Raw genomic sequence first — 21334 nt, forward strand, 5'->3', positions numbered from 1 at the left:
ATATTATTTATGTGGATGGATGATTCTAATATTTGGGCGGTGCTTTGCTTGCTTGTATTGGCATTACTGCTGACCTCTTGCTCCGACGGGGAAACGCTTTTTGAACAGCTTCCTGCCGATCAAACAGGGATAAATTTCAGCAACCGGGTAACATCCAGCGAAGATTTCAACATCATAAACTACACAAATATCTATAATGGTGGAGGAGTGGCCATAGCTGATTTTGACCAAAATGGCCTCCAGGATCTCTTTTTTACCGGTAACCAAGTCCGCAATGAGCTGTACCTGAACCAGGGAGATTTCACCTTTACAAATGTTACTGAACAGGCGAATGTAGCCGGGGAAGAGCGGTGGAGTTCCGGCGTGGCCGCTGCTGATGTCAACGGGGACGGCCTGATGGACCTGTATGTCTGCGCAACAACCTATAATGAACCGGAAAGGCGCGCAAATCTCCTCTATATCAACCAGGGATTAAACGACCAGGGTGTGCCGGTGTTCAAGGAGATGTCCCGGCAATACAACCTGGCCGATACCACCAATACCACCATGGCCGCATTTTTTGATTACGATCGGGATGGTGACCTAGACCTGTACCTGCTGGTCAACAAGTTCACCAGGAATAGCTCGATGGATCGTTACCACGAGAAGATGACCCAGGGGGAATCCGTGACGACTGATCGCCTGTACCGGAATGAAGGAGCGGATTCGCTGGGGCATCCTTATTTTCGTGATGTGAGCGATCAAGCGGGCATCCTGATGGAGGGCTTTGGACTGGGGGTGAATGTATCGGACCTCAACAAGGATGGCTGGCCGGATATCTATGTAGCCAACGATTTCGTGACTAACGAAGTGGTGTATATGAATAACGGCGACGGGACCTTTACCGACAGGGCGGGAGAACTTTTCAAGCATACTGTGCACGCGTCGATGGGCAGCGATGTTGCCGACATCAACAATGATATGCACCCGGATGTGATGATGGTGGATATGCGGCCGGAGGATAATTACCGAAAGAAGACCATGCTGCAGCCCAATGATTATTCTGCCTACATCAATAATGAAAAGTACGATTATGATTATCAGTATGTGAGAAATCAGCTGCAGGTGTACCAAGGCGACCATCCCGAAACCGGTTTGCCGCTGTACAGCGATGTGGGAATGTTTGCCGGAATCTCTGAGACCGACTGGAGCTGGACGCCCTCGGTTTCCGATTTTGACAATGACGGGCTTAGAGATATTATTATCACGAATGGGTTCCCAAAGGATATCACCGACCATGACTTCGCCGATTACATTGAGGAGGTCTACAACTACCTTTCCCTGGATAAAATTTTGCAGCGAATTCCGTCGGTTAAACTCAGTAATTATGCCTTCAAGAATACAGGGGATCTGAAGTTTGAGGATGTGACGGCGGACTGGGGCATGAAGATACCTTCATTCTCAAACGGTGCAGCCCAGGTCGATCTCGACAATGACGGTGACCTGGATTACGTAGTGAGCAATATCAATGATTCCGCTTTTGTGTTTCGCAACCGGCAATCCGAGCTGAATCCCGAAACAAACAATTACCTGAGAGTTCGTTTTAACGGTCGGGGTCAAAATACAATGGGGCTCGGAGCTGTACTTGAGATTTCGTATGGCGACGGGAAGAGACAATACCACGAGCACACGACCTATCGTGGGTACCTTTCCAGCATTGAACCGATTGCCCATTTTGGGTTGGGAGAGGCAGACACTGTTGATCAGATGACCGTAACGTGGCGGGATGGAAGTGTTGAGCAACTCCAAAACATCCCGGCAAATCAGGTGCTTACTGTAGACGCCGCCAACGCTGCGAATCCGGAAAATACCGAGCTGAAACAGGCTTCAAAGGGAGAGTCGAACCCGCTTATGCAGGAAATTACCACCGAACGCGGTATCGACTACGTCCACAGGGAACATGATTTTAACGATTTTGGTGTACAACCGCTCCTTCTCCACAAGTTGTCGCAATATGGTCCGGGCCTTTCTGTGGGTGATGTGAACGGAGATGGCTTGGATGATCTCTATATCTCCGGGGCGTTTGAGTATAAGGGGACGTTCATGGTACAACAGCAGGACGGCACATTTCAGAATGAGGATTTATTGGAAGGAAACAATCCCAAAAACCGGGAAGAGGAGATGGGTAGCCTGTTTTTTGATGCCGACGGGGATGGCGATCAAGATCTCTACATTACCAGTGGGGGATATGAGCATGAATTTGGTGACCAGGCCTATCAAGACCGTCTCTTTATTAATGAAAATGGGCGCTTCCTGTTGGAAGAAGAGGCACTTCCCAACTACTTCAGGGCCAGTAGTTCGACGGTGAATGCGGCAGATTTTGACCGGGATGGGGACCTCGATCTTTTTGTCGGAGGCCGGGTGTATCCACATCAATATCCCAAGCCGGTAGACAGCTACCTTTTAGAGAATGTGACCGAGGAGGGGAATGTACAGTTCAAAAATGTAAACAGTGAAAAAGCGCCGGCCCTGAACAGTTTGGGGATGATTTCTGATGCGCTGTGGACCGATTTTGACAATGACGGCTGGACTGATCTCATATTGGCAGGGGAATGGATGTCGCTGCGATTTCTTAAAAATGAGTCTGGAAAACTAACGGATTTTACTCCAAAGACTGGTGTTGCTGACAAAAAAGGATGGTGGAACAGTATCTGTGGAGGAGACTTTGACAAGGACGGGGACACCGATTATGTCGCCGGTAATCTCGGGACCAATACTCATTTCAAGGCCAGCGATCAATACCCAGTTCGGATGTACGGCAATGATTTTGACAAGAATGGTGAATACGATGCAATTCCGAGCGTCTATACGGAAAACCGTGAGGGAAAAATTGTGGAGGTGCCCTATCACGTAAAGCAAGATGTGCGCAAACAAATTCGCCCGGTGCACAGTATGTTCGACACTTATCATTCCTACGGCCTGGCAACAATGGATGATATGTTGGCCAAATTTGATACTACCGGCACCTTGGTGGAAAAAGCCAACTACATGAAAACCTCGTACATTGAAAACCGAGGAGATGGCACATTTGCTGTTACTCCACTGGAAGGCAAGCCGCAATGGGCACCGGTATATGGCTGTATTGCGGAAGATATCAACAGCGACGGGAATCCCGACCTGGTGTTGGCCGGCAATGACTACGGAACAGAAATTGCCACAGGCCGTTATGATGCACTGAATGGTTTGGTTCTAATCGGACAAGGGGACGGTTCTTTTATTACAACTAATTTTGAAGAAAGCGGGTTTTTTGTTCCAGGAGATGCAAAAGTGCTGGTCAAACTTCGCGGTGCTGATGGCTCATTCCTGGTAGTGGCTGGACAAAATCGAGGACCGCTTAAAATGTTTTCCAATCAGCGAAATAGTGAATTTTTGCAGGTTAAGCCGATGGACGCGTCCGCCGTAATTACAACGAGCGACGGGAGTAGCCGGAAAGTTGAATTCTATTACGGATCTTCATTCCTGTCCTCTTCAAGTAGATTTATCACGCTTAACGAGGATATTGAATCGGTCACAGTTACTAACTATCAGGGAAGCACGAGAACCATTAGATTTGATGAGTAGCTGTTTGGCTTGAGATTAAATATAGGTTGGTTCGGATAAAGAAATACTTCGTGGTGCTCAGAGCCTTCTTTGAGCCTATTCGTGCAATTAACTCAGTTGTAATATTGAAAATGAGACCAAATCAAACCTACCACAGTATCCAGATTATTATACTGCTATTGGGCCTCTCTATTTTTTGGGGAAGCGTGGTTATCTATACTGGTTGTACAAATCAAAGAGAAAACTCTTCCGGGAGTGTAAGCAAAACAGGGAAAGAACTCTCCGATCTTTATTGCGGGTCGTGCCACCTTCCGGTCTCTGCCAATATGCTTGACAAGGAAACGTGGCTAAACCGCGTGCTACCGGTGATGGCCCCCAAGCTGGGTATCAACGTCTGGAGAGGAAATAAATACTATCCAACTGGTAGTAGTGGAGAGACCACGGTCTCGTTTGCAGAGTGGACTAAAATTGTGAACTATTTTGAGCGGGAAGCACCGGAGATCCTGCATTCTGCAGATAGACCAATGCCGCTGGTCGAACGTGGTGATCTGTTTACAGTGCAGAAACCCTCTGTCAATGATACGATCCCTGCTGCAACAACAATGGTGAACATTGATTCACAATCCGGGTTCATTTACACATCTGATGCCAACGAAAACGCCTTGCTACAGTGGGATGATGATCTCCAGGCAACAACAGTTTTGTCGATGGCGTCGCCGGCGGTCAATCTCCATTTCTTGGGTGATTCTGATTCTTCCAGAGAGGCCGTTCTTACCAACATCGGGACCATGATAGCTGATGACATCTATCGCGGTGTAGTACAGCAGGTTAACCTTAGCACTGGAAAAGCGGACACAGTGAAAGTAATAGATTCTGGGCTCAATAGGCCGCTCAGGGCATTGCCTGCCGATATGAATCAAGACGGGCGGGACGACTGGATTATCTGCGCATTTGGCCATGAGCACGGAGGGCTCTATCTCTACACACAAAACCAGGACCAAACATATACAAGAGAGACTATCCGTGGCGTACCGGGTGCAGAGGATTTGGTGATCGAGGATGTTAACAGCGACGGCTGGCCCGACTTGATGGTGTTGTTTGGCTATGACAATGAGGGAATCTGGCTGTTTTTGAATGACCGGGAGGGTGGATTTACCATGGATAACCTGATGCGTTTCCCACCGGTATATGGAGTGACAAGTTTTGAGTGGACAGATATCAACGGGGACGGCCAAAAAGATATCATCCTCACCAATGGGGATAATGCCGATTATTCGCCCGTTCTGAAGCCGTATCACGGCCTGCGGATTTATTTAGGCAACGGAGAGATGCAGTTCGAGGAATCCTATTTCTATCCGTTAAACGGGACGACGCAAGCCTTGGTAAAAGACTTTGACAGTGATGGGGACAAAGATATCGCGACGATCTCATTTTTTGCTGACTTTGAGGCGAATCCTTCAGAGTCGTTTGTCTTGTTTGAAAACAGCGGGGATCTGGAGTTTCAGCCGCAATCAATTCCAGTTAGCCAGCATGGGCGTTGGATTACCATGGATGCCGGCGATATCGATGGGGATGGAGACCAGGATATCGTGTTGGGCAACTTCTCCCGTAAGTTTATGAGTGCATTTGAGGTTAATGCCACCTGGGATACTCAAACGCCGTTTATCCTACTGGAAAATAACACACGGTAATTATAACGCAGAGCTACCCAGAGAAGCCCCCAAAGCTTCACAAAGTACTTTGATGATTTTTTACCCAGTGGAAAGGCACAGCGAATGGTCAGTCCGAAAGAAGGGGATGTCGCCAGGTAGCAGCATATCCCAGCAGAGCACCCAGGCAGAGAATTCCCGGAGCCAAAAAGGGACTCGCGCCATAGAGAGACTCCCAAAATGCACCCATCGTGCTGATATTGGGACTGATCTCCACGGCAAAATCAAAGTTATGCTCCAGGTGTTGATACATGCCGAATATGCCGCCAATACCGACAATCCACATTACGTAGCGCAACCATTTGATAGAAGATTGGCTGGCTTTGCGAATTGCTATCAGCACGGTGATCAACCCTACCCCAGAAAGCACAAACGGCAGGTACTGGATTATAGCCTCGTAGTGCTCCAGGAAGACCAGTTCCAGGGCAGAGCCGGCAAAAATAAAGCCGGATAAGGACAGTAGAAAGCGCCGGTACTGCTGCTCTACGGATGGTTTACTCATTCTGAGGCAAGATATTGTTCAGCTGTTGCTTGTTCCTCCTCAGTCACAAACTCGGAAAGCTGTTGCAGAAACGCATCGTTTGATTCAAAAGGTCGTGCCGAAATCAATTCATCGGCCTCGGAAGCTTCCAATCCGGGTATCTGCTGGAGAGTTGCTGCATCACACTCATTTGGATCGATAGGGACAAACACATACTCTTCGTAAGCGGCAACCTGATCTTGATCCACATATTTACCGATCTCTTTACGGAACTGGCTGATGCTCACATAAGGACGATACTCTTCAAATTCGTGCACCATATTGTCTCCGACCCCCGGAATAGCAAGGAAATCTTCTTCAGATGCCGTATTCAGGTTTAATTTCTGGCTGGGAGCAGCTTGAGAGATCGTTTGCTCGGCAGTAGAGCTTGATTCGTCAGAAGACTGGGTCTCTTGTTTTGAATTACCACCGCACGCAATCAGTGAAAATGAAAGTAGCAGCGTAGCGAGTCCGGTTATAATATGTCGACTTTTCATGGATCTGTTTATCAGAGTTTGAGATTGTTAAATGGGTAAGTGAATTTATCAATATTTGCAGAAAATGCAATACCAGCATGCAATCTTCAGTATTGCATCAGATTTCTGAATGGGTGTTATGGGGATAAGGTTATTTCAGGCAACGCTTCAATTTTCCAAAGTCCCAGGCATTTGTCGCTGAATTTCCCATCCCCTTCCGTGCACTCTTCATTGATGAGTCGTTCCGGTGGTGGAAAGCTAAACGGTGCCTTCTGGAGGTTCAGTGGCCGCCAGTCGCCGGTACTGATGTCTTCATTTCGGTCACATTCAGTAAATGTTGTTGTAATTAACCAAGTGATGGAACTTGTCTTCAGGTTTTGCACTGCTTTGGAAATACCTCTAAAAGACAGGTGCACCAGGCAGTCGCGGCACAAGATTAGATCGGCTTTTGGCAGGGGATCTGTGGTGAGATCAAGTACCTCAAACTCCTTGTTTGAATGCTGGAAATTATCCCGATTTTGACTGATCAGTTCCGGTACAATATCTGCGCCGATGTAGTGGTCTACCGGGAGGTCGAGGTCGGAAATCCAGCTAAGGTCACCACACGGTAGATCCAATAGTGTTCTGATCTTTAGATACTCCAACAGTTTAGGAAGTTCAGCTCTCAGGGTTTTTGTTTGATTGCTACCGGCCCCTTCACCGGAAATCGACTCCTCTCCCGCCCAGTGATTGCGCAGGTATATCTCCTGAAAGGTGGACCGAATATCTTGATCCTTGTCCCGCTTTTCTTTTTCAAAATGGCGTGGATCAAATGAAACCCATTGGCGACGATCTTCCATATTTTACACGGTTTAAGAATTGTAGTTAGGCAATTTGCATGTAACAAGCCCAAAAATTAGCCTGCTCACTGCTCACTGCTCACTGCTCACTGCTCACTGCTCACTGCTCACTGCTCACTGCTCACTGCTCACTGCTCACTGCTCACTGCTCACTGCTCACTGCTCACTGCTCACTGAAATATCACCACTGTTGCTGACGAACGAAATATGTCTTCCATCAGGGGACCACGAGGGGACATTAATCGTACCCTGTCCGCCGTAAAGATAAGCAATTACTTTTGGCTCCCCGCCATCGAGCGGCATAATGCGAAGATAGACTCGTTTGTAAAATGGGTGATCTTCAGGGTCCACAGATTCGGAGTAGGAGAGAAACAACACTCGCTTTCCATCCGGGGAAATGTGGGGGAACCAGTTATTAAGCTTGTCATTTGTCAACTGTTCCTGCTCACTTCCATCCGGTTTCATCCGCCAGATCTCCATGCTGCCGGTGCGGGCCGAATTAAAGTAGATATATTTTCCGTCGGGAGTATATTCTGATCCATCATCCAGGCTGGGATCAGTAGTCAGGCGTATCTCATCACCTCCTTCAACGGGTATCTTGTAGATGTCATAGTTACCATCCCGGCCACCGGTGTAGGTCACAAACTTGTTGTCTGGAGACCACCCATGCAGGTAGGAAGGTCCCTTTGGCGTTACACGTTTTGGCACACCGCCGTCTGCCGGCATCGTGTAAATAATGGAAGCCCCGTCGGCATCTGCAGTATGGTGACTAATGCCGAGCATGCTGCCATCAAAAGTGAGCACATGGTCATTGTTATTGTTGATGGCAAAATCGGTATCCAGGATTTCGGGCCGGTTTTCCTCCAGGTTATAATTGTAGAGCAATCCGTTGTGATTGTAGATCAGTTTTGATCCGTCCGGAGTCCAGTTGGGTGCCTGCAGCGATTCATTGGACTGGTATAGAATTTTACGATGCCCGGTTTCCACCTCCATGACTTCCAGGTTGCTGCCAAGGTAATCCTGGTACGGCACCAACCCCTCCCACGCCGGTTTGATGATGCGAACGTTACGAAATCGGGCTTCTTCAATGACCTCCGGTTCATGGGAACAGACGTAGATACCTACATAAACCTCATCACCCAGGTCAATATTTTTAACAGTGGTAGGGGTGAATTCATTACCAAACTTAGCTACTGACATGGTGAACGTGTTGCCCTCTCTTTCAAGCTGGATAACATCCGGGGCTTTGACAGGGGACTGTATCTCTTCGGTAGAGTCTCCCTTAGCCCGCCTAAACTGCAGGGAGGTGAGGCCATCGCCATGCACTGCGGCATTGACATGAGCTGAAGAGGAACCGAGACCAGACCGCACGATCCATCCTATTTTGCGGTGTGAATTTACTCCTTCCCCGATAAATTCGGCGCGGGTATGTAGGATGAAATCCCCTGTCATTTTTCGATAAACATAGTGGAATTGGTCCTCGCTAAACCACATATTTTTCCCGGCACCAGACAGGGTATGGACTTGATTTTCGCTGTCATACTCCACAGAACCGGCCAGGTGCGGATTCCCAATATCAGTATGCCCTTCAAATAGGCCCAGGTCCTGCACTTGTGCCATACCGTTAGTTGTAACAAAAACCAGAAGTAATATTGCCAATGATATCGTCATCTTTCCTCTTAGATCCCTCATTTTATACCTGGCATGGATGAAAATTTGTTCGATGTAATAGAATCCCTCTGGAAACAATTTACGGTTTTAAAGGGGAACTCCAAGGAAGGGACATCATGTCTGATGCACCAGGTCGCTCACCAGTTTTTCTGAGGTGGATCCTTCCTCAAGTACACTGCTGTATGCGTGAAGCGATATAACAGCGTCACCCGGAAGTTCATTAACAATCATCTTGGCATTAGCAGGGGCAACACCGCCGCCTATTACGATTTCAATCCTGTTTTGTGCTTGTTTCACTAGCTTTCTGATCGTATCGATTCCTTCTAGGGCTGTCCCTTTTTTATTCCAGGGAATGCCCGATGTCAGCACACGATCTACACCTGTATCTATTAAACTGTCAAGGGCATCAGAGCTATTTGGCGTGGCGTCAAATGCACGGTGGAAGGAAGTCTTGAGGTTAAGTTCCCGGGCCTTGTGTACCAGTAATTTCAGGTTTGGATAATCTACGGCATGGTCATCTTCCTGAAGTACGCCAAAAACCACACCGTCAGCTCCACATTTTGCAGCAATTTCAATTTGCTCCAGCATTTTATCAATCTCCTGTGAGCTATACGAGAAATCGCCCGCCCGCGGCCGAATCATAACAAGCAATCCGGGCCGGTCTTGAAACGCTTCTCTTGCCACCTCAACGTGCTCCCTGGGAGGAGTAAGTCCATCCAGGTGCATGGCGCTGCAGAGCTCAACGCGGCTGGCCCCTCCCCGGTAAGCTGCTGAAACCGATTGCTGTACCACCTCATTACTTTCACTATTAACACATATCTCTACCTCAATACCCATAACATCAGACCTGTGACTTTCTGACCTTCGACCTTATCTACACTCCGGCTTCTTCGATAACGGAAAGCGTTTTCTGCAACCCGGTTTGGGCCACTTGCTGCAGGTCGCGATCCCAGTAGTTGGGATTATAGAGCTCCAGTGATACACAGCCTTTATAACCAGTTTCTTTTAGATCTTTCAGTATTTTTGTGAGTGGCAGTACCCCATCACCGGGAAAGACACGGTGTTCATCCCCCAACTCATCAGCAGCAGGAGAGCCCGGGGCGTCAGCAAACTGAAATATGGCGATAGAGCTTCCATCGAGTTTCGAAAGTCCATTGAATCCTCCCTCGCTGATATACATGTGAAACGTGTCCGGGATGATAAGCGCTTCCGGGTGGTTGGAATCGAGGGCCACGGCTGTTGCCTGCCCAAGCGTTTTTAGTGGGAAGAATTTTACAAAGACAATGGCAGGCTTGATACCGTAGTCGTTAAGGCCGATTTCAACGATATCATGGTAGCGATCTGCGACCCATTGCAGATCATAGTTCTCACCCACCGTATTCGGGATGGTCTGGATATGCTCCGAGCCGATATCCGCTGCCATACGCATCCTGCGACGGGTATCTTCCAGCGATTCCTCCCACTCTTTTTGCGTAGGTGGCAGCGCGTTCCACAGACCGATCACGCTCGGCACAAACAGGCCGCGCTCCTTGATCTCTTTGCCCAGAGCTTTAAGGTCGCCTCCCTCTTCTTCATACTCCTGCAGCTCGCCATCCCAGGGTTCAATCGCATCGAAACCAGCTTTATCTGCAATTTCTACTTTCTCTTTCAACGAAGCGGGACGGATAGTAGCCGTATCCAGGCAGATCGGCCACGGGCTTTTACCTCTCTGGTAGCGGTGGTTATCTGGTTCCCTGTTTTGTGCTTTTGCATCTGCTTCTCCCGGTAGGGCACTGCCAAGCAACCCTGCCGCACCAAGTTCTAAGAATAATCGTCGTTTCATAAATCCCTTTTATAATTAATTAGTTTATTTCAGCTGACTGTGCCATAGCTTTATCCCTTGAACGATTACTAAAATAGTATTTAATGGAAAGTATGAAAGGCCTACAATCAACTTTAAACAATGTTTTACTAAAAAAGTAGATGATAAGATAGGTTATTCGCCAGGAGCCTGTACCGACCGCTGCAGGTGGAGAACTCATGTATAAATTTAAAGGTCCTTCTTGGAGCCGCAACTGACCGAAGGATTTCGGGAGATTGATTACTATGTTTTTAATCCAAATTGGTTATCTAGGCTCATGTAGCTCGCTTATGGGAAACAAATAAGGCCCGATGAATTATTTCATCGGGCCATTGATGATGATTTCCCAACCCTAGCAGCAGGAGGCTTCGGTTTTCTCGTAGGATTCACTTTCGCCGTACGTATAGAATGCTTCCCATTCTACACCTTGTGGATCGGCAACCCACGATTTGTCGGACTTGGCATAGCAGCAGATGGTATTGCCTTCATCGCGAGAAGAATCCCTGGAAGCCCGATCAATATTGGAACGGATATCTTCCAGTTCGTCCTCGTTTTCAGCCTGGATACCCAAATGTTCAATCCCCTTCTTGCCCGGTCGTTCAGCGATCGAGAAATTGACTCGTGGATCTTCCAGCATCCATTTGGCATAGTCATCTTTATGGCTGGTTGGTTCAGCGCCAAACAACCGACTGTAAAAGGTTACAGATTCGTTAAGGTCGTTTACTTTTAACATGACATGTAGTCTTTTCATGATTTTTCCCTAATCGTTTTAGGTGATTATTAGTAAGTGTTCACCTATGTAGTCGGGGGAAACCCAAAAAAGACGCAAAATTTTCTTAAATTTTTTTTCGGGTTTATAAACCACTTTAGGGGAGATCGTACCAAGAAAAAACAACATACTTTCTAATCACAACTCTCGCACTCGTCGTCACGAAGTCTTCTGAAGGCCACTGCTCGACCCTCCTCCCCAAACTTGATATCACAACAGGCCGCCAGTACCTCACCCAGTTTTTTACGACCGCGTTGAACTCTTGATTTTGCTCCTGACAAAGAAAGCCCCAGGTGGTCGGCAATTTCTTGCTGTTTTTTCCCTTCTACATCAGCCATCTTTAGCGGAATGCGATACTTTTCCGGTAATTCATCGATCATCGGAACTAACCAGGAAAGGACTTCCTCATGGACATCATGCGGACCTTCGTAATCAGCCAAGTTGATACTTTCATCCACATTCTGCAGCTCTAAGCGGTCTTCGGTATCTACGTCTTTGTCAGTTGGACGGGTTGATTGGTTACGGTAATGGTCGGCCAGCGCCCGTCGGGCTATGCCAAAAATCCAAGACTGCACCTTGTTCTCGTCGTTAAGCTGATCGAGGCCTTGGTGTATACGCATAAATATATCCTGGAGCACATCCTCCACCTCTGATTCGGAAGATACTTTGGAACGAATAAAACTCCGGATGTGATCACTGAATTTTCGCCAAATAGTTTCGGTATTTAAGTTATCACTTGCCATAACAGATATTAATACTGAATTATAATTTCTCATTTCTTACCGCCTCAATGCGCTGCAACACGGGCGGATGTGAGTAATTCAGAAATACATAAAACGGGTGCGGCGTCAGGTTTGAGAGATTGTCTTTGGACAATTTCTTGAGAGCCTGCACCATGTTTTCCGGTTGCCCGGTTGTCTCGGCGGCGAAACGGTCGGCCTGGAACTCATGCTTGCGGGATATGATCTGCATAAATATAGAAAGGATCATGTCAATCGGTGCGTAGAGCATTCCAAAGAAGATGAGCCCGGTATAGACCGACTGCTGTTCCATGTAAAAGGCGTCATACAGACCGCCGGCGTTCAGGAAGATGGAAAGCAGCAGAAACATGACGCCGGTTTGCAGTATGCTGATCACCATATTTTTGATGATGTGCTTCTTCTTGTAGTGTCCTACTTCGTGTGCCAGCACCGCTACGAGTTCCTCATCGGTATGTTTTTCAATCAGCGTATCATAAAGAGCGATTCGTTTGTTTTTACCAAATCCTGTGAAAAAGGCGTTCGATTTAGAAGAGCGCTTCGAGCCGTCCATCACAAAAATGCCCTGCAGCGGAAAGTTGACGCTGGCCGCCATATCCTCAATTTTTTTACGCAGCTCTCCATCCTCAAGAGGCTCAAAGTCGTTGAATATCGGCATGATCCAGGTGGGGGCAATGAACTGCACAAAGAGAGTAAAGGCGGTGACAGCACCCCAGGCATACAGCCAGCCATACGTCTCAAAATAGGTGAAAAAGGCAAGGATACCCGCCAGCAGTGGTCCCCCAAGCACAATGCCCAGCCCCAGTCCTTTAAGCATATCCAACACAAATGTCTTCGGGGTTGTCTTGTTAAAGCCAAACTTCTCCTCAATCACAAAAGTAGAATAGATACTGAACGGCAGCGACAGGATGCTTTTGGCAAGGATTAATATGCCAATATAAGCAAGGCCGGTCCAGATGGTCCCCAGCTCCCATCCGCGCACGATTTGGTCTAGCCAGTTAAATCCCCCGGCAAACCAAAATACCAGGATCAGAACCAAGTTGAAGGCCGAGCTGACAAAGCCGAATTTAGTGTTGACGCGGGTATATTCTTGTGAGCGACGGTAGGTTTCTTCATCATAAACGCCATCAAATTCTTCGGGAAGATCCGGCTTAAGTGCTTTCAGGTTATAATAATCTGCTACTAGGTTGAGGAGGTAGTTAACAAGCAGCGTGACAAGGATGATAATGCCAAAAATATTCATGCAGGACTGTTTTCAGTGATTAATTTTTAGTCCTTCAAAAGTACAGGTATTGCACAATCTTTTAAACCGGATAATTTACTAAGTCGAAAGTTGGAAAGTCTAAAGTTGTAAGGTGAAGAATGAACAAGAGAAGGTTTAGGTACCCGAATAATCTCAAAGTTCGTTATTGTAAGATGCAGTTAATCATAAGGTTAACCTATCATTAGTGTCTGCGGGAATGAACCTTTTTTTTATAATCAGGCTTCATACAATAGACCAGTCTCCGGAGTCCGGCTTTGGTAAAGTTGACCGCCGAAAAGATGAAGCTCCGATAAATCTTCGGGCATACAGCACTCTCGGTGACTACACAGATATTGTAGAAGGGAATTACAGGAAGGGAAAGTAAAATTTATTACTATGCTTTTTGAAAATTTATAGTAATACTTTTTAAAAAAGTATAGTAAGGAAATTTGAATCCAGGTCGTTGAGGGGTTCTTTCAATTCCTTAACACATTCAAATTATACAGAATGTAAAAATAAGGAGATAGCCCTCGGGAATTTTCCCATACAATAGTAAAAATTACTATCATTGTGATAGTTTAACGTGTTTACCGGTTGAATTTTGAGCTGTTATACGATCTCTGCGCGATCTACAAAATCCGCGGGAGAATGACAGGACCCGCAGCCCTGCTTGGTGTCGGGGGGATTATCTGGTTAGGGATCGTTCGTGAAGATGACTAACGGGTAAACGCGTTTTTTTAATCAAAATTGGTAGAGAGAGTTAAACTCAGAATTTATCTAAAACAGGAACATTGATGGCCGATCTGCGAAGAGAACTAGGATTTTGGGATGCATTAACAATAGGTGCCGGAACCATGATCGGGGCTGGTATATTTTTGTTGGCCGGTGTGGCGCTTGAACTTACCGGGCCCGCCGCCATCTTTTCGTACTTGGCAGCTGGACTAATCTGCATCATTACCGCCTCCAGTGCGGCGGAGCTTGCTACGGGGATGCCTACCTCGGGTGGCGATTACTTTTTTGTGTCTCGTTCGCTGGGACCTGCTTTTGGGGCGATATCGGGCGTGGGAATCTGGCTGAGCCTGACGTTTGCGATCTCTTTTTACCTGTTTGGACTCGGGGAATACCTGAGCCAGTTCTTGCCGCTGACTCCGTTTTGGGGAGCGTTCCTGGGCGGCGTCTTGCTGGTAATTCTCAATATTATCGGGGCCAAGGAGTCGGGCCGCACCCAGGTTGTCGTTGTACTCACACTGCTTGCCATTTTAGGTGGATTTAGCGCGGTGGGATTTTTCCATATCGACGAGGCTAACCTGAACCCCTTCTTTCCGATGGGAGTAGACCCGATCTATTCCACCACCGCCCTGGTATTTGTCTCATTCCTGGGATTTGTCAAAATTGCCGCCGTGGCAGAGGAGATTAAAGATCCTGCTAAGAATCTGCCCCGCGCTCTTATTGGCTCTGTGGCCCTGGTAACACTGTTGTATATGGTGATTTTACTCGTTATCGCAGGCATGTTTCCGCAATCCACAATCCGGGATGTCCGCGATCCGCTGACCACGGCTGCGCGTGAGATGATGGGAGGTTTTGGCGGCATCGCCATCATTTTTGCAGGATTGCTGGCCACACTCTCATCGGCCAATGCCAGTATAATGGCCTCTTCCCGGATTAACCTCGCCATGGCGCGTGATCGCATGGTACCCAACTGGCTGAGTGAAATCCATAAAAAACTCCTGACTCCCTACCGGGCCATTCTGCTGACCGGCATCCTGGCCCTTGGATTTTTGCTGATCGAGAGTCTCGAAGACCTCGCTAAAATAGCGAGTGTGCTGCAACTTTACAGTTATGCCGCTCTCAATATCGGGTGCGTGGTGCTGCGGGCGGCCAACCCCGACTGGTATAAACCGACCTATCGAACGCCGGGCAACCCCTATGGACAGGTTTTTGCTGCCATTGGCTGCCTGGGAGTTATCATCTATTCCGGTCCATTTGCACAAATTGCAGTTGTGGTACTCATCGTGGTAAGCCTTGGATGGTACCTGATATGGGGCCGTGGAAAGGTGGAGATTGAGCACGCTCTGCCCGAATTTTCCGAACGATGGGAGGAATACGGATGGAGCCTGTTCCGGCAGCCTGCGGAAGAAGTGGAGCGGGAAGAGGTGGAGGAATGGATCCCGGTATTGCGCCCGCTAAATACATCCAAACCGCGCCATCTTGTCACTGCCCTTGCGAATCCTGAGCATGAAACAGACCTGTTGCGCCTTGCCCAGTTTATTTCTGCCGGCAAGAAGGAAGCGGGGATAGTAGAAGGAATGCACATCCTGCATGTTCCTTACCAGACCCCAATCTCTTCAATTAGGGAAAAGCTGGAGCAAAAACCATCAACACAGAAAAAAATTGATGACATACTCAAAAAGTCCAGGGAAACCCACGCGGTAGACAACGGGTACGGGGAAGTATTGATGGAAACCGACTTCCGGGCGGTAACGGAAGCTGCTCACAATGTGTTTGGGGCTATTATAAGCGAAACCCAGACGCGCAATGCAGACATGCTGCTGATGGGCTGGCAGGGTGGCTTTAGTGTTGGACGGATTTATAATTCCCCGGTCCAGCGCATTATCAAAGAGCTGAAGACCGATGTCGGTATCCTCAAAGATCGAGGGCTCGATAAGCTGGACTCCATTTTGCTGCCCTGGGGTGGCGGACTGCATGCCTGGCTTGGCCTCGAGCTGGCAGTACGTATCGCCCGGGTTCAAAATGCCGAGCTCCGGATTCTCCGCCTGGTCAAGCCGGGTACGGATCTTACCGATGAGAAGACAGCCCTCCGTAAAAATATAGGCCCCTTGCTGGGTGATTTCGAGCGGGCTGAGATTATTGTTCGAGAAGCCCAGGAGGTCACATCTGGCATCATGGAAGAGTTTGAGACCCATGATCACGATCTGGTCATCATCGGGGCATCCCACGAGTGGAGCATTCGAAATGTCCTGTTTGGTACGATCCCTGATATCGTAGCCGATCGTGCACCATGTTCCGTCTTGATGGTACGGCGTTATCTGCCGGAGCACTGGTCGGTAAAAGCCAGTGAAAGCTTTAAAAGAGTTAAGGAGAACCTGGGGCTTACTTCATCCCCCAATGCCGGTCAGGAGTAGCTGCTTGTTTTTGATTGATTTTCCAGTAGTGCAGGAATCTAAAATCAATATGGAAATCCCATTACCAAGTGCGAGCTACGTACATTACCTGTCGGTATTACTATGTTCAAATCGGACACGAAATGTTAAGAGGGTGAACAATAGCTTATCGGTTAAAGGCCTCGGGACAATTTTCGCTATAGAAAAATGGATAAGTTAATTAGGATGAAGCCTTTCAGGATAAGAGGTAGTTCTTATCTTAACGTGAATTCGGGATAAGCAGAAGTTAATATAGAATCCATAAACTACCGGCCTTTCGAAATTTTTGTTGATTAAGTGAGTGGAACCGGAGCGTGAAGAAACCATTTCTGTTTGAGATCCGCGCTTTACAGCGGAGCGAGTTAAATGGTTTTAGCGCAGGTGCAGCGAACGCAACAAAAATTTCACCAGCCGGCGATTTTTTTGGTTCATTTTTTTATCGTTAAAAAAATGAACATCCCTAAATCCTCAAATTCAGCAATTAAGTGCCATTGGGGCAATCCCTTAAACCGACCTGACGTTATCTTAAAATTTATTTTTTTGAATAATCTGAATGGCAAAAGACAATATCTGTGTTATTTAATTCAATTCAGAATAAAAAAAAATTGATATGCAAGTTGATTTAGAAGACCGTCATGTTATCGTCACCGGTGGAGCCGGAGGGCTGGGCTCGGCTGTAGTGGAATTATTACTGGATAACGGCGCAAAGTGTAGTGTGCCCTGTTTCAACGAGGATGAACTGCAAGCATTCGAACATAAAGATCATCCCAATGTTTTCACTCATACACCGGTCGATTTGACCAGGGAAGGTCAGTCCCAGTCTTTTTATGAGGCAGCAGTGGAAGCACACGGTGACCTTTGGGCCTCGATACACATTGTCGGCGGATTTGGAATGGGTTCGATAGAGGATACGCCTCTCGCAGATTTTAACAAGCAGTTTCAACTCAACACTGTGACCTGCTATAATTCCTGTCGGAGCGCAATTAACTGGATGCGGGAATCTGATTACACCGGTGGACGCATTGTCAACATTGCTTCGCGTCCGGGTATTGAGCCGCGCCAGGGAAAAGGGATGACCGCCTACACCGTGGCAAAGGCAGGCGTCGCTGCATTAACCGAAGGGTTAGCTGCCGAGGTCGTGGGAGACGATATCCTGGTCAATGCCATAGCTCCCTCAATTATAGACACAACAGCCAACCGAGATGCCATGCCGGATGCAAACTATGGTAAATGGCCCAAACCCGCTCAACTGGCAAGTCAGATAGCGTATTTGGTATCACCGGAGAATGAAGTGACCAGGGGAGGCATTGTGCCCGTGTACGGGAAATCATAAGCAGAGGATATTTAAGGTGAACCTGGACTTAATCAGTTATTAATCCGACAGGTAATATTCAATAGTAGAAACCACCCGGATATTTTTGATATAGGGAGTATTATTGTCTCGATCTGAAATGCTAAACTGTCCCTGTGAAGCGGTTTTGATCTTGCCCAACTTGCTGTTGGAATCTTCCGCAAATTTCTGGGCTACCTGTCGGGCTTCCTTTGTTGCTTGCTCAATCATTTCAGGTTTGATGTCATTTAAACGTGTGAAAAGGTATTCCGTTCTCACCTGGTATTCATCGCCGCTCAGCGTAATCCCCTTTTTCCCTAGTTCCACCAGCTGACCCATGACTTTGCGGACATCATTGACCTGTTTAGAATAAACGGTCACATTTTGCGCTGCCACATACCGGAATTCATAATTTTCATTTCCCCCGTAACGCTGTGCAGATTTGTCAGTCATGTTTGGAGTTGAAAAAGAAATTGCCTCTTCTTCAATACCGCGTTCTATAAGAAACTGTTTAACAATATTTGCGCTAGTTTCGAGTGATACATAGATCTCCTCAAGGTTATTTCCTGTTTCAGTAAACTGGATAGGCCAGATCACAACATCTGCTGGATGTTCCTGTTCCGCTAATCCTTTTACAGTGACAGTGCGTTCAAACTCTTTAAAACTTATTGCCGTCTCCCTGATAAAATACCCCAATATTGCCATTGCCAGGATAATGGCAATACTCAGATAGACCTGATGCTTTTCCATATTGTTTGATGCATGTGAATGTTGTTTCGGAATAGTTATCCTAATGCTACGAATTTTATCTGAAAATAGTATCTGTAGAGTTCAAATAATCTAGTTAAATAATGGAAGAGGACTCAGATATGGAGGAGTATCGGTTTAAATAACCGTTTGGTTAGCATGTCTAATTGTCTGCCTGTCCCTGTTCTTTTACAGATGGATTACGTAGTATGTTTGGTGTCTGAAATGGAAATAGTGGGATATACTAATGCCAAAACAATCAACTGCGGCTGGATCTGCCTGGGGTGAAGCCCTCCAAGATGATGTTAAGATCCAAATAGCTGAAATATTTTTGGTCTTTACTCCCGCAGTGTTAATAATTCTACTGGCTAAACCTTTCGTGGGTCAAAATCCTATCCTGAGTCAAAGCGTAGTTTGGGTCGCAAATATTGTAATGCTGATGATGGTGTGGGGTGGACTTCGACTTCGCGGCCAAAGCTGGAGTCACCTGGGATTGAAATTGCAGCACTCCAAATCAAAGACGTTTCTTTATTCAATATTGGTTTTTGTTGCTGCAATGGTCGGTTTTGTGATGGGGGCCATTATTATGGCTAATATCGTTGGTGTTCCAGAGAGTGCGGATATGAGTGGTTATAATTATCTTGAAGGGAATCTGCCGATGTTGATAGCAGCTCTTGTGGCTGTTTTTATTGTTTCATCTTTTGGGGAAGAGGTGATTTATCGCGGATTTCTGATCACCCGTATCTCTGAGATGGGATCGGGGAGCAAGAGCTGGACCCGATTTGCGGTTTTTATAAGTGCTGTTATTTTTGGATTAATCCATTTCGAATGGGGATTGATGGGCATCGTTCAAACGGGTTTCATGGGACTGGCGTTGGGCATTTCATTTTTACTGGTGAAGCGCAATCTTTGGGTGCTGGTTTTGGCTCATACTTATATGGATGCTATCCTGATGGTCCAGATGTATTTGGTGCAAAACATGTAAGTTGCACTTTCAGTGAAACAGAATTTTGAATATAAACTTTGTGGGCTATGAAAAAGCGAACATTTTTAAAGATATCTTCTATTGCAATGACAGGAAGCTTATTTATGCCTCCATTTTTATACCGACCCGATGAGGAGATCGGGACCAACTGGGCCGGTAATTATCATTACAAAGCCAAACGGCTGCATGTACCGGAAGAGGTCTCTCAAGTTCAGGAATTGGTTAAGAAGGCCAAGAAAGTAAGAGTGCTTGGATCCCGCCATTGTTTTAACAGCATTGCTGATAGCCCGGAAGATCTGGTATCACTGAAAAATTTCAAGGAAGTGGTATCACTTGATAAAAAAGCCAATACCGTTACGGTGGGAGCTGGGGTGAGATATGGTGATTTGGCCAGTTATCTTCATAAAAATGGATATGCGTTACACAACCTGGCCTCCCTGCCCCATATTTCTATAGCCGGGGCCTGCGCAACCGCAACCCATGGTTCGGGTGTAGACAACGGCAACCTCGCAACGGCCATTTCCGGGATGGAAATTATCACCGCCAATGGCGAACTCCAAAACTTGTCAAAGGAGATAGATGGAGAGCAATTCAACGGTAGTGTTGTGGGATTGGGTGGCGTGGGTGCGGTGACCAAGGTGACACTGGACATTGAGCCGACCTACAATGTAGAGCAATATGTATACCGAGATCTGCCGGTTAACCACCTCGAAGATCATTTTGACGAAATTATGTCGTCTGCATACAGTGTTAGCCTCTTTACTGATTTTAAAAATAACAGTATCAACCAGGTCTGGATCAAAAATCGCCTGGATGATGATCGAAATTTTAAAGCCGATGAAACTCTTTTTGATGCGCGGCTGGCCGACCGCCACATGCACCCAATTGCCGATATTTCTGCCGAAAACTGTACCCGCCAAATGGGAATGCCCGGCCCCTGGCACGAGCGTCTGCCGCATTTCCGGATGAATTTTACGCCCAGTAGCGGTGATGAGCTGCAATCAGAGTTTTTTGTGCCTCACGAGCACGCTTATGAGGCGATATCGGAAATTTATAAGATGAGTGACCAGGTAGCTCCCCATCTGCTGATTTCAGAGATACGCACGATTGATGCAGATGATCTCTGGATGAGTCCTTGCTACAATCAGCCCTCCGTGACGCTTCACTTTACCTGGAAACCGGATTGGGAATCGGTAAGGAAAGTGTTGCCGGATATTGAGAAACGCCTGGCACCGTATAACGTTCGACCCCACTGGGGCAAGTTGTTTACACTGTCTCCCGATGTGTTGCAATCGCGGTACGAGAAGCTCTCCGACTTCAAGGCGCTACTGTCCGAGTATGACCCAGAGGGGAAATTTCGCAATGATTTCCTGCAGGAGCATCTGTACAGCTAGGGATCCGTAAAGAGGGTGGCCCAAAACCTATTTGAGGAAAATTAGCTGGGTTCAGGTAATTCATCTTTCGCTGCATCATAACCTTTGCTGATTAGTTCTCTCAATTCTTTGGGATCATCCACCGTACGACTGTACGAGGAGAGCTTAGGCCTGATCAGGATATCCACCTCATCCCTTTTTACTTTTGCCGTGTTCAAGTGACTAATGCAACACAGCGGTGTTTTAGGGTTTGTTGGATGGGATTAAGGTAATCAAATTTTCGAACCGGTCGAAAGTTCAGGTACTCTTCGACAGTGTTGATGCGCTCGGCGGA

Annotated in this window: 17 protein-coding genes; 6 read left to right on the top strand and 11 right to left on the bottom strand. The window is 47.1% G+C overall.

Annotated elements, in window-relative coordinates; genetic code table 11:
- Positions 1-15: 15 nt before the first annotated feature.
- Complete coding sequence (locus NC796_RS17340) at positions 16-3600, top strand: VCBS repeat-containing protein (protein ID WP_310686213.1); 3585 nt, start codon at positions 16-18, stop codon at positions 3598-3600.
- 110 nt (positions 3601-3710) lie between these two features.
- Positions 3711-5270 (top strand): VCBS repeat-containing protein, encoded by a 1560-nt coding sequence (locus NC796_RS17345; RefSeq protein WP_310686214.1) that lies wholly within the window; start codon positions 3711-3713, stop codon positions 5268-5270.
- An 88-nt stretch (positions 5271-5358) separates the two neighbouring features.
- Here NC796_RS17345 and NC796_RS17350 read toward each other — a convergent pair whose 3' ends face one another.
- From NC796_RS17350 to NC796_RS17390, 9 genes are all read right to left on the bottom strand, one after another.
- The gene (locus NC796_RS17350) at positions 5359-5790 is read right to left on the bottom strand and encodes a hypothetical protein (RefSeq protein WP_310686216.1); all 432 of its coding nucleotides are present in this window, start codon (positions 5788-5790) and stop codon (positions 5359-5361) included.
- Complete coding sequence (locus tag NC796_RS17355; protein ID WP_310686217.1) at positions 5787-6305, bottom strand: hypothetical protein; 519 nt, start codon at positions 6303-6305, stop codon at positions 5787-5789. Before NC796_RS17355 ends, NC796_RS17350 begins: the two co-directional genes overlap by 4 nt.
- Positions 6306-6421: 116 nt before the next feature.
- Positions 6422-7123, bottom strand: a complete 702-nt coding sequence (locus tag NC796_RS17360) for a class I SAM-dependent methyltransferase (RefSeq protein WP_310686218.1) — start codon at positions 7121-7123, stop codon at positions 6422-6424.
- A 156-nt stretch (positions 7124-7279) separates the two neighbouring features.
- Positions 7280-8815: a hypothetical protein gene (locus tag NC796_RS17365; RefSeq protein WP_310686220.1), complete on the bottom strand. Its 1536-nt coding sequence runs from the start codon at positions 8813-8815 to the stop codon at positions 7280-7282.
- Positions 8816-8908: 93 nt separating this feature from the next.
- A complete protein-coding gene (locus tag NC796_RS17370; protein ID WP_310686222.1) occupies positions 8909-9631 on the bottom strand; it encodes a copper homeostasis protein CutC in 723 nt (240 codons plus the stop codon).
- 37 nt (positions 9632-9668) lie between these two features.
- On the bottom strand, positions 9669-10616 hold the full coding sequence (locus NC796_RS17375; RefSeq protein WP_310686223.1) for a sugar phosphate isomerase/epimerase: 948 nt from the start codon (positions 10614-10616) through the stop codon (positions 9669-9671).
- 370 nt (positions 10617-10986) lie between these two features.
- Positions 10987-11385: an ArsI/CadI family heavy metal resistance metalloenzyme gene (locus NC796_RS17380; RefSeq protein ID WP_310686225.1), complete on the bottom strand. Its 399-nt coding sequence runs from the start codon at positions 11383-11385 to the stop codon at positions 10987-10989.
- Positions 11386-11537: 152 nt separating this feature from the next.
- Complete coding sequence (sigZ, locus tag NC796_RS17385) at positions 11538-12146, bottom strand: RNA polymerase sigma factor SigZ (RefSeq protein ID WP_310686226.1); 609 nt, start codon at positions 12144-12146, stop codon at positions 11538-11540.
- 19 nt (positions 12147-12165) lie between these two features.
- Complete coding sequence (locus NC796_RS17390; protein ID WP_310686228.1) at positions 12166-13404, bottom strand: M48 family metallopeptidase; 1239 nt, start codon at positions 13402-13404, stop codon at positions 12166-12168.
- A 794-nt stretch (positions 13405-14198) separates the two neighbouring features.
- Here NC796_RS17390 and NC796_RS17395 point away from each other — a divergent pair.
- Entirely contained in the window at positions 14199-16547 is a 2349-nt protein-coding gene (locus NC796_RS17395; RefSeq protein ID WP_310686229.1) for an amino acid permease, read from the top strand.
- Between the two features lie 628 nt (positions 16548-17175).
- Positions 17176-17898 carry an SDR family NAD(P)-dependent oxidoreductase gene (locus tag NC796_RS17400; protein WP_310686231.1) on the top strand — a complete coding sequence of 241 codons (723 nt, stop codon included), beginning with the start codon at positions 17176-17178 and terminating at the stop codon, positions 17896-17898.
- Between the two features lie 39 nt (positions 17899-17937).
- Here the strand turns inward: NC796_RS17400 and NC796_RS17405 are convergent, their stop codons facing one another.
- Positions 17938-18645, bottom strand: a complete 708-nt coding sequence (locus tag NC796_RS17405) for an SIMPL domain-containing protein (protein ID WP_310686232.1) — start codon at positions 18643-18645, stop codon at positions 17938-17940.
- 244 nt (positions 18646-18889) lie between these two features.
- On the opposite strand from NC796_RS17405, the gene NC796_RS17410 reads away from it, so the two are divergent.
- Positions 18890-19627 (top strand): type II CAAX endopeptidase family protein, encoded by a 738-nt coding sequence (locus NC796_RS17410; protein ID WP_310686233.1) that lies wholly within the window; start codon positions 18890-18892, stop codon positions 19625-19627.
- 104 nt (positions 19628-19731) lie between these two features.
- On the top strand, positions 19732-21021 hold the full coding sequence (locus NC796_RS17415; RefSeq protein WP_310686235.1) for an FAD-binding protein: 1290 nt from the start codon (positions 19732-19734) through the stop codon (positions 21019-21021).
- Between the two features lie 41 nt (positions 21022-21062).
- On the opposite strand, the gene NC796_RS17420 is transcribed toward NC796_RS17415, so the two are convergent.
- The gene (locus NC796_RS17420) at positions 21063-21218 is read right to left on the bottom strand and encodes a hypothetical protein (RefSeq protein ID WP_310686236.1); all 156 of its coding nucleotides are present in this window, start codon (positions 21216-21218) and stop codon (positions 21063-21065) included.
- Positions 21219-21334: the final 116 nt, after the last annotated feature.

Origin of the sequence: Aliifodinibius sp. S!AR15-10 (assembly GCF_031569985.1) — a bacterium.
In the GTDB taxonomy this organism is placed as follows: domain Bacteria; phylum Bacteroidota; class Rhodothermia; order Balneolales; family Balneolaceae; genus JAMQKA01.

Excerpts from the sequence above, each read along its gene's own strand:
- NC796_RS17340 (WP_310686213.1), top strand. The coding sequence starts at position 16 with ATGGATGATTCTAATATTTGGGCGGTGCTTTGCTTGCTTGTATTGGCA.
- NC796_RS17345 (WP_310686214.1), top strand. The coding sequence starts at position 3,711 with ATGAGACCAAATCAAACCTACCACAGTATCCAGATTATTATACTGCTA.
- NC796_RS17350 (WP_310686216.1), bottom strand. The coding sequence starts at position 5,790 with ATGAGTAAACCATCCGTAGAGCAGCAGTACCGGCGCTTTCTACTGTCC.
- NC796_RS17355 (WP_310686217.1), bottom strand. The coding sequence starts at position 6,305 with ATGAAAAGTCGACATATTATAACCGGACTCGCTACGCTGCTACTTTCA.
- NC796_RS17360 (WP_310686218.1), bottom strand. The coding sequence starts at position 7,123 with ATGGAAGATCGTCGCCAATGGGTTTCATTTGATCCACGCCATTTTGAA.
- NC796_RS17365 (WP_310686220.1), bottom strand. The coding sequence starts at position 8,815 with ATGAGGGATCTAAGAGGAAAGATGACGATATCATTGGCAATATTACTT.
- NC796_RS17370 (WP_310686222.1), bottom strand. The coding sequence starts at position 9,631 with ATGGGTATTGAGGTAGAGATATGTGTTAATAGTGAAAGTAATGAGGTG.
- NC796_RS17375 (WP_310686223.1), bottom strand. The coding sequence starts at position 10,616 with ATGAAACGACGATTATTCTTAGAACTTGGTGCGGCAGGGTTGCTTGGC.
- NC796_RS17380 (WP_310686225.1), bottom strand. The coding sequence starts at position 11,385 with ATGAAAAGACTACATGTCATGTTAAAAGTAAACGACCTTAACGAATCT.
- sigZ (WP_310686226.1), bottom strand. The coding sequence starts at position 12,146 with ATGGCAAGTGATAACTTAAATACCGAAACTATTTGGCGAAAATTCAGT.
- NC796_RS17390 (WP_310686228.1), bottom strand. The coding sequence starts at position 13,404 with ATGAATATTTTTGGCATTATCATCCTTGTCACGCTGCTTGTTAACTAC.
- NC796_RS17395 (WP_310686229.1), top strand. The coding sequence starts at position 14,199 with ATGGCCGATCTGCGAAGAGAACTAGGATTTTGGGATGCATTAACAATA.
- NC796_RS17400 (WP_310686231.1), top strand. The coding sequence starts at position 17,176 with ATGCAAGTTGATTTAGAAGACCGTCATGTTATCGTCACCGGTGGAGCC.
- NC796_RS17405 (WP_310686232.1), bottom strand. The coding sequence starts at position 18,645 with ATGGAAAAGCATCAGGTCTATCTGAGTATTGCCATTATCCTGGCAATG.
- NC796_RS17410 (WP_310686233.1), top strand. The coding sequence starts at position 18,890 with ATGCCAAAACAATCAACTGCGGCTGGATCTGCCTGGGGTGAAGCCCTC.
- NC796_RS17415 (WP_310686235.1), top strand. The coding sequence starts at position 19,732 with ATGCCTCCATTTTTATACCGACCCGATGAGGAGATCGGGACCAACTGG.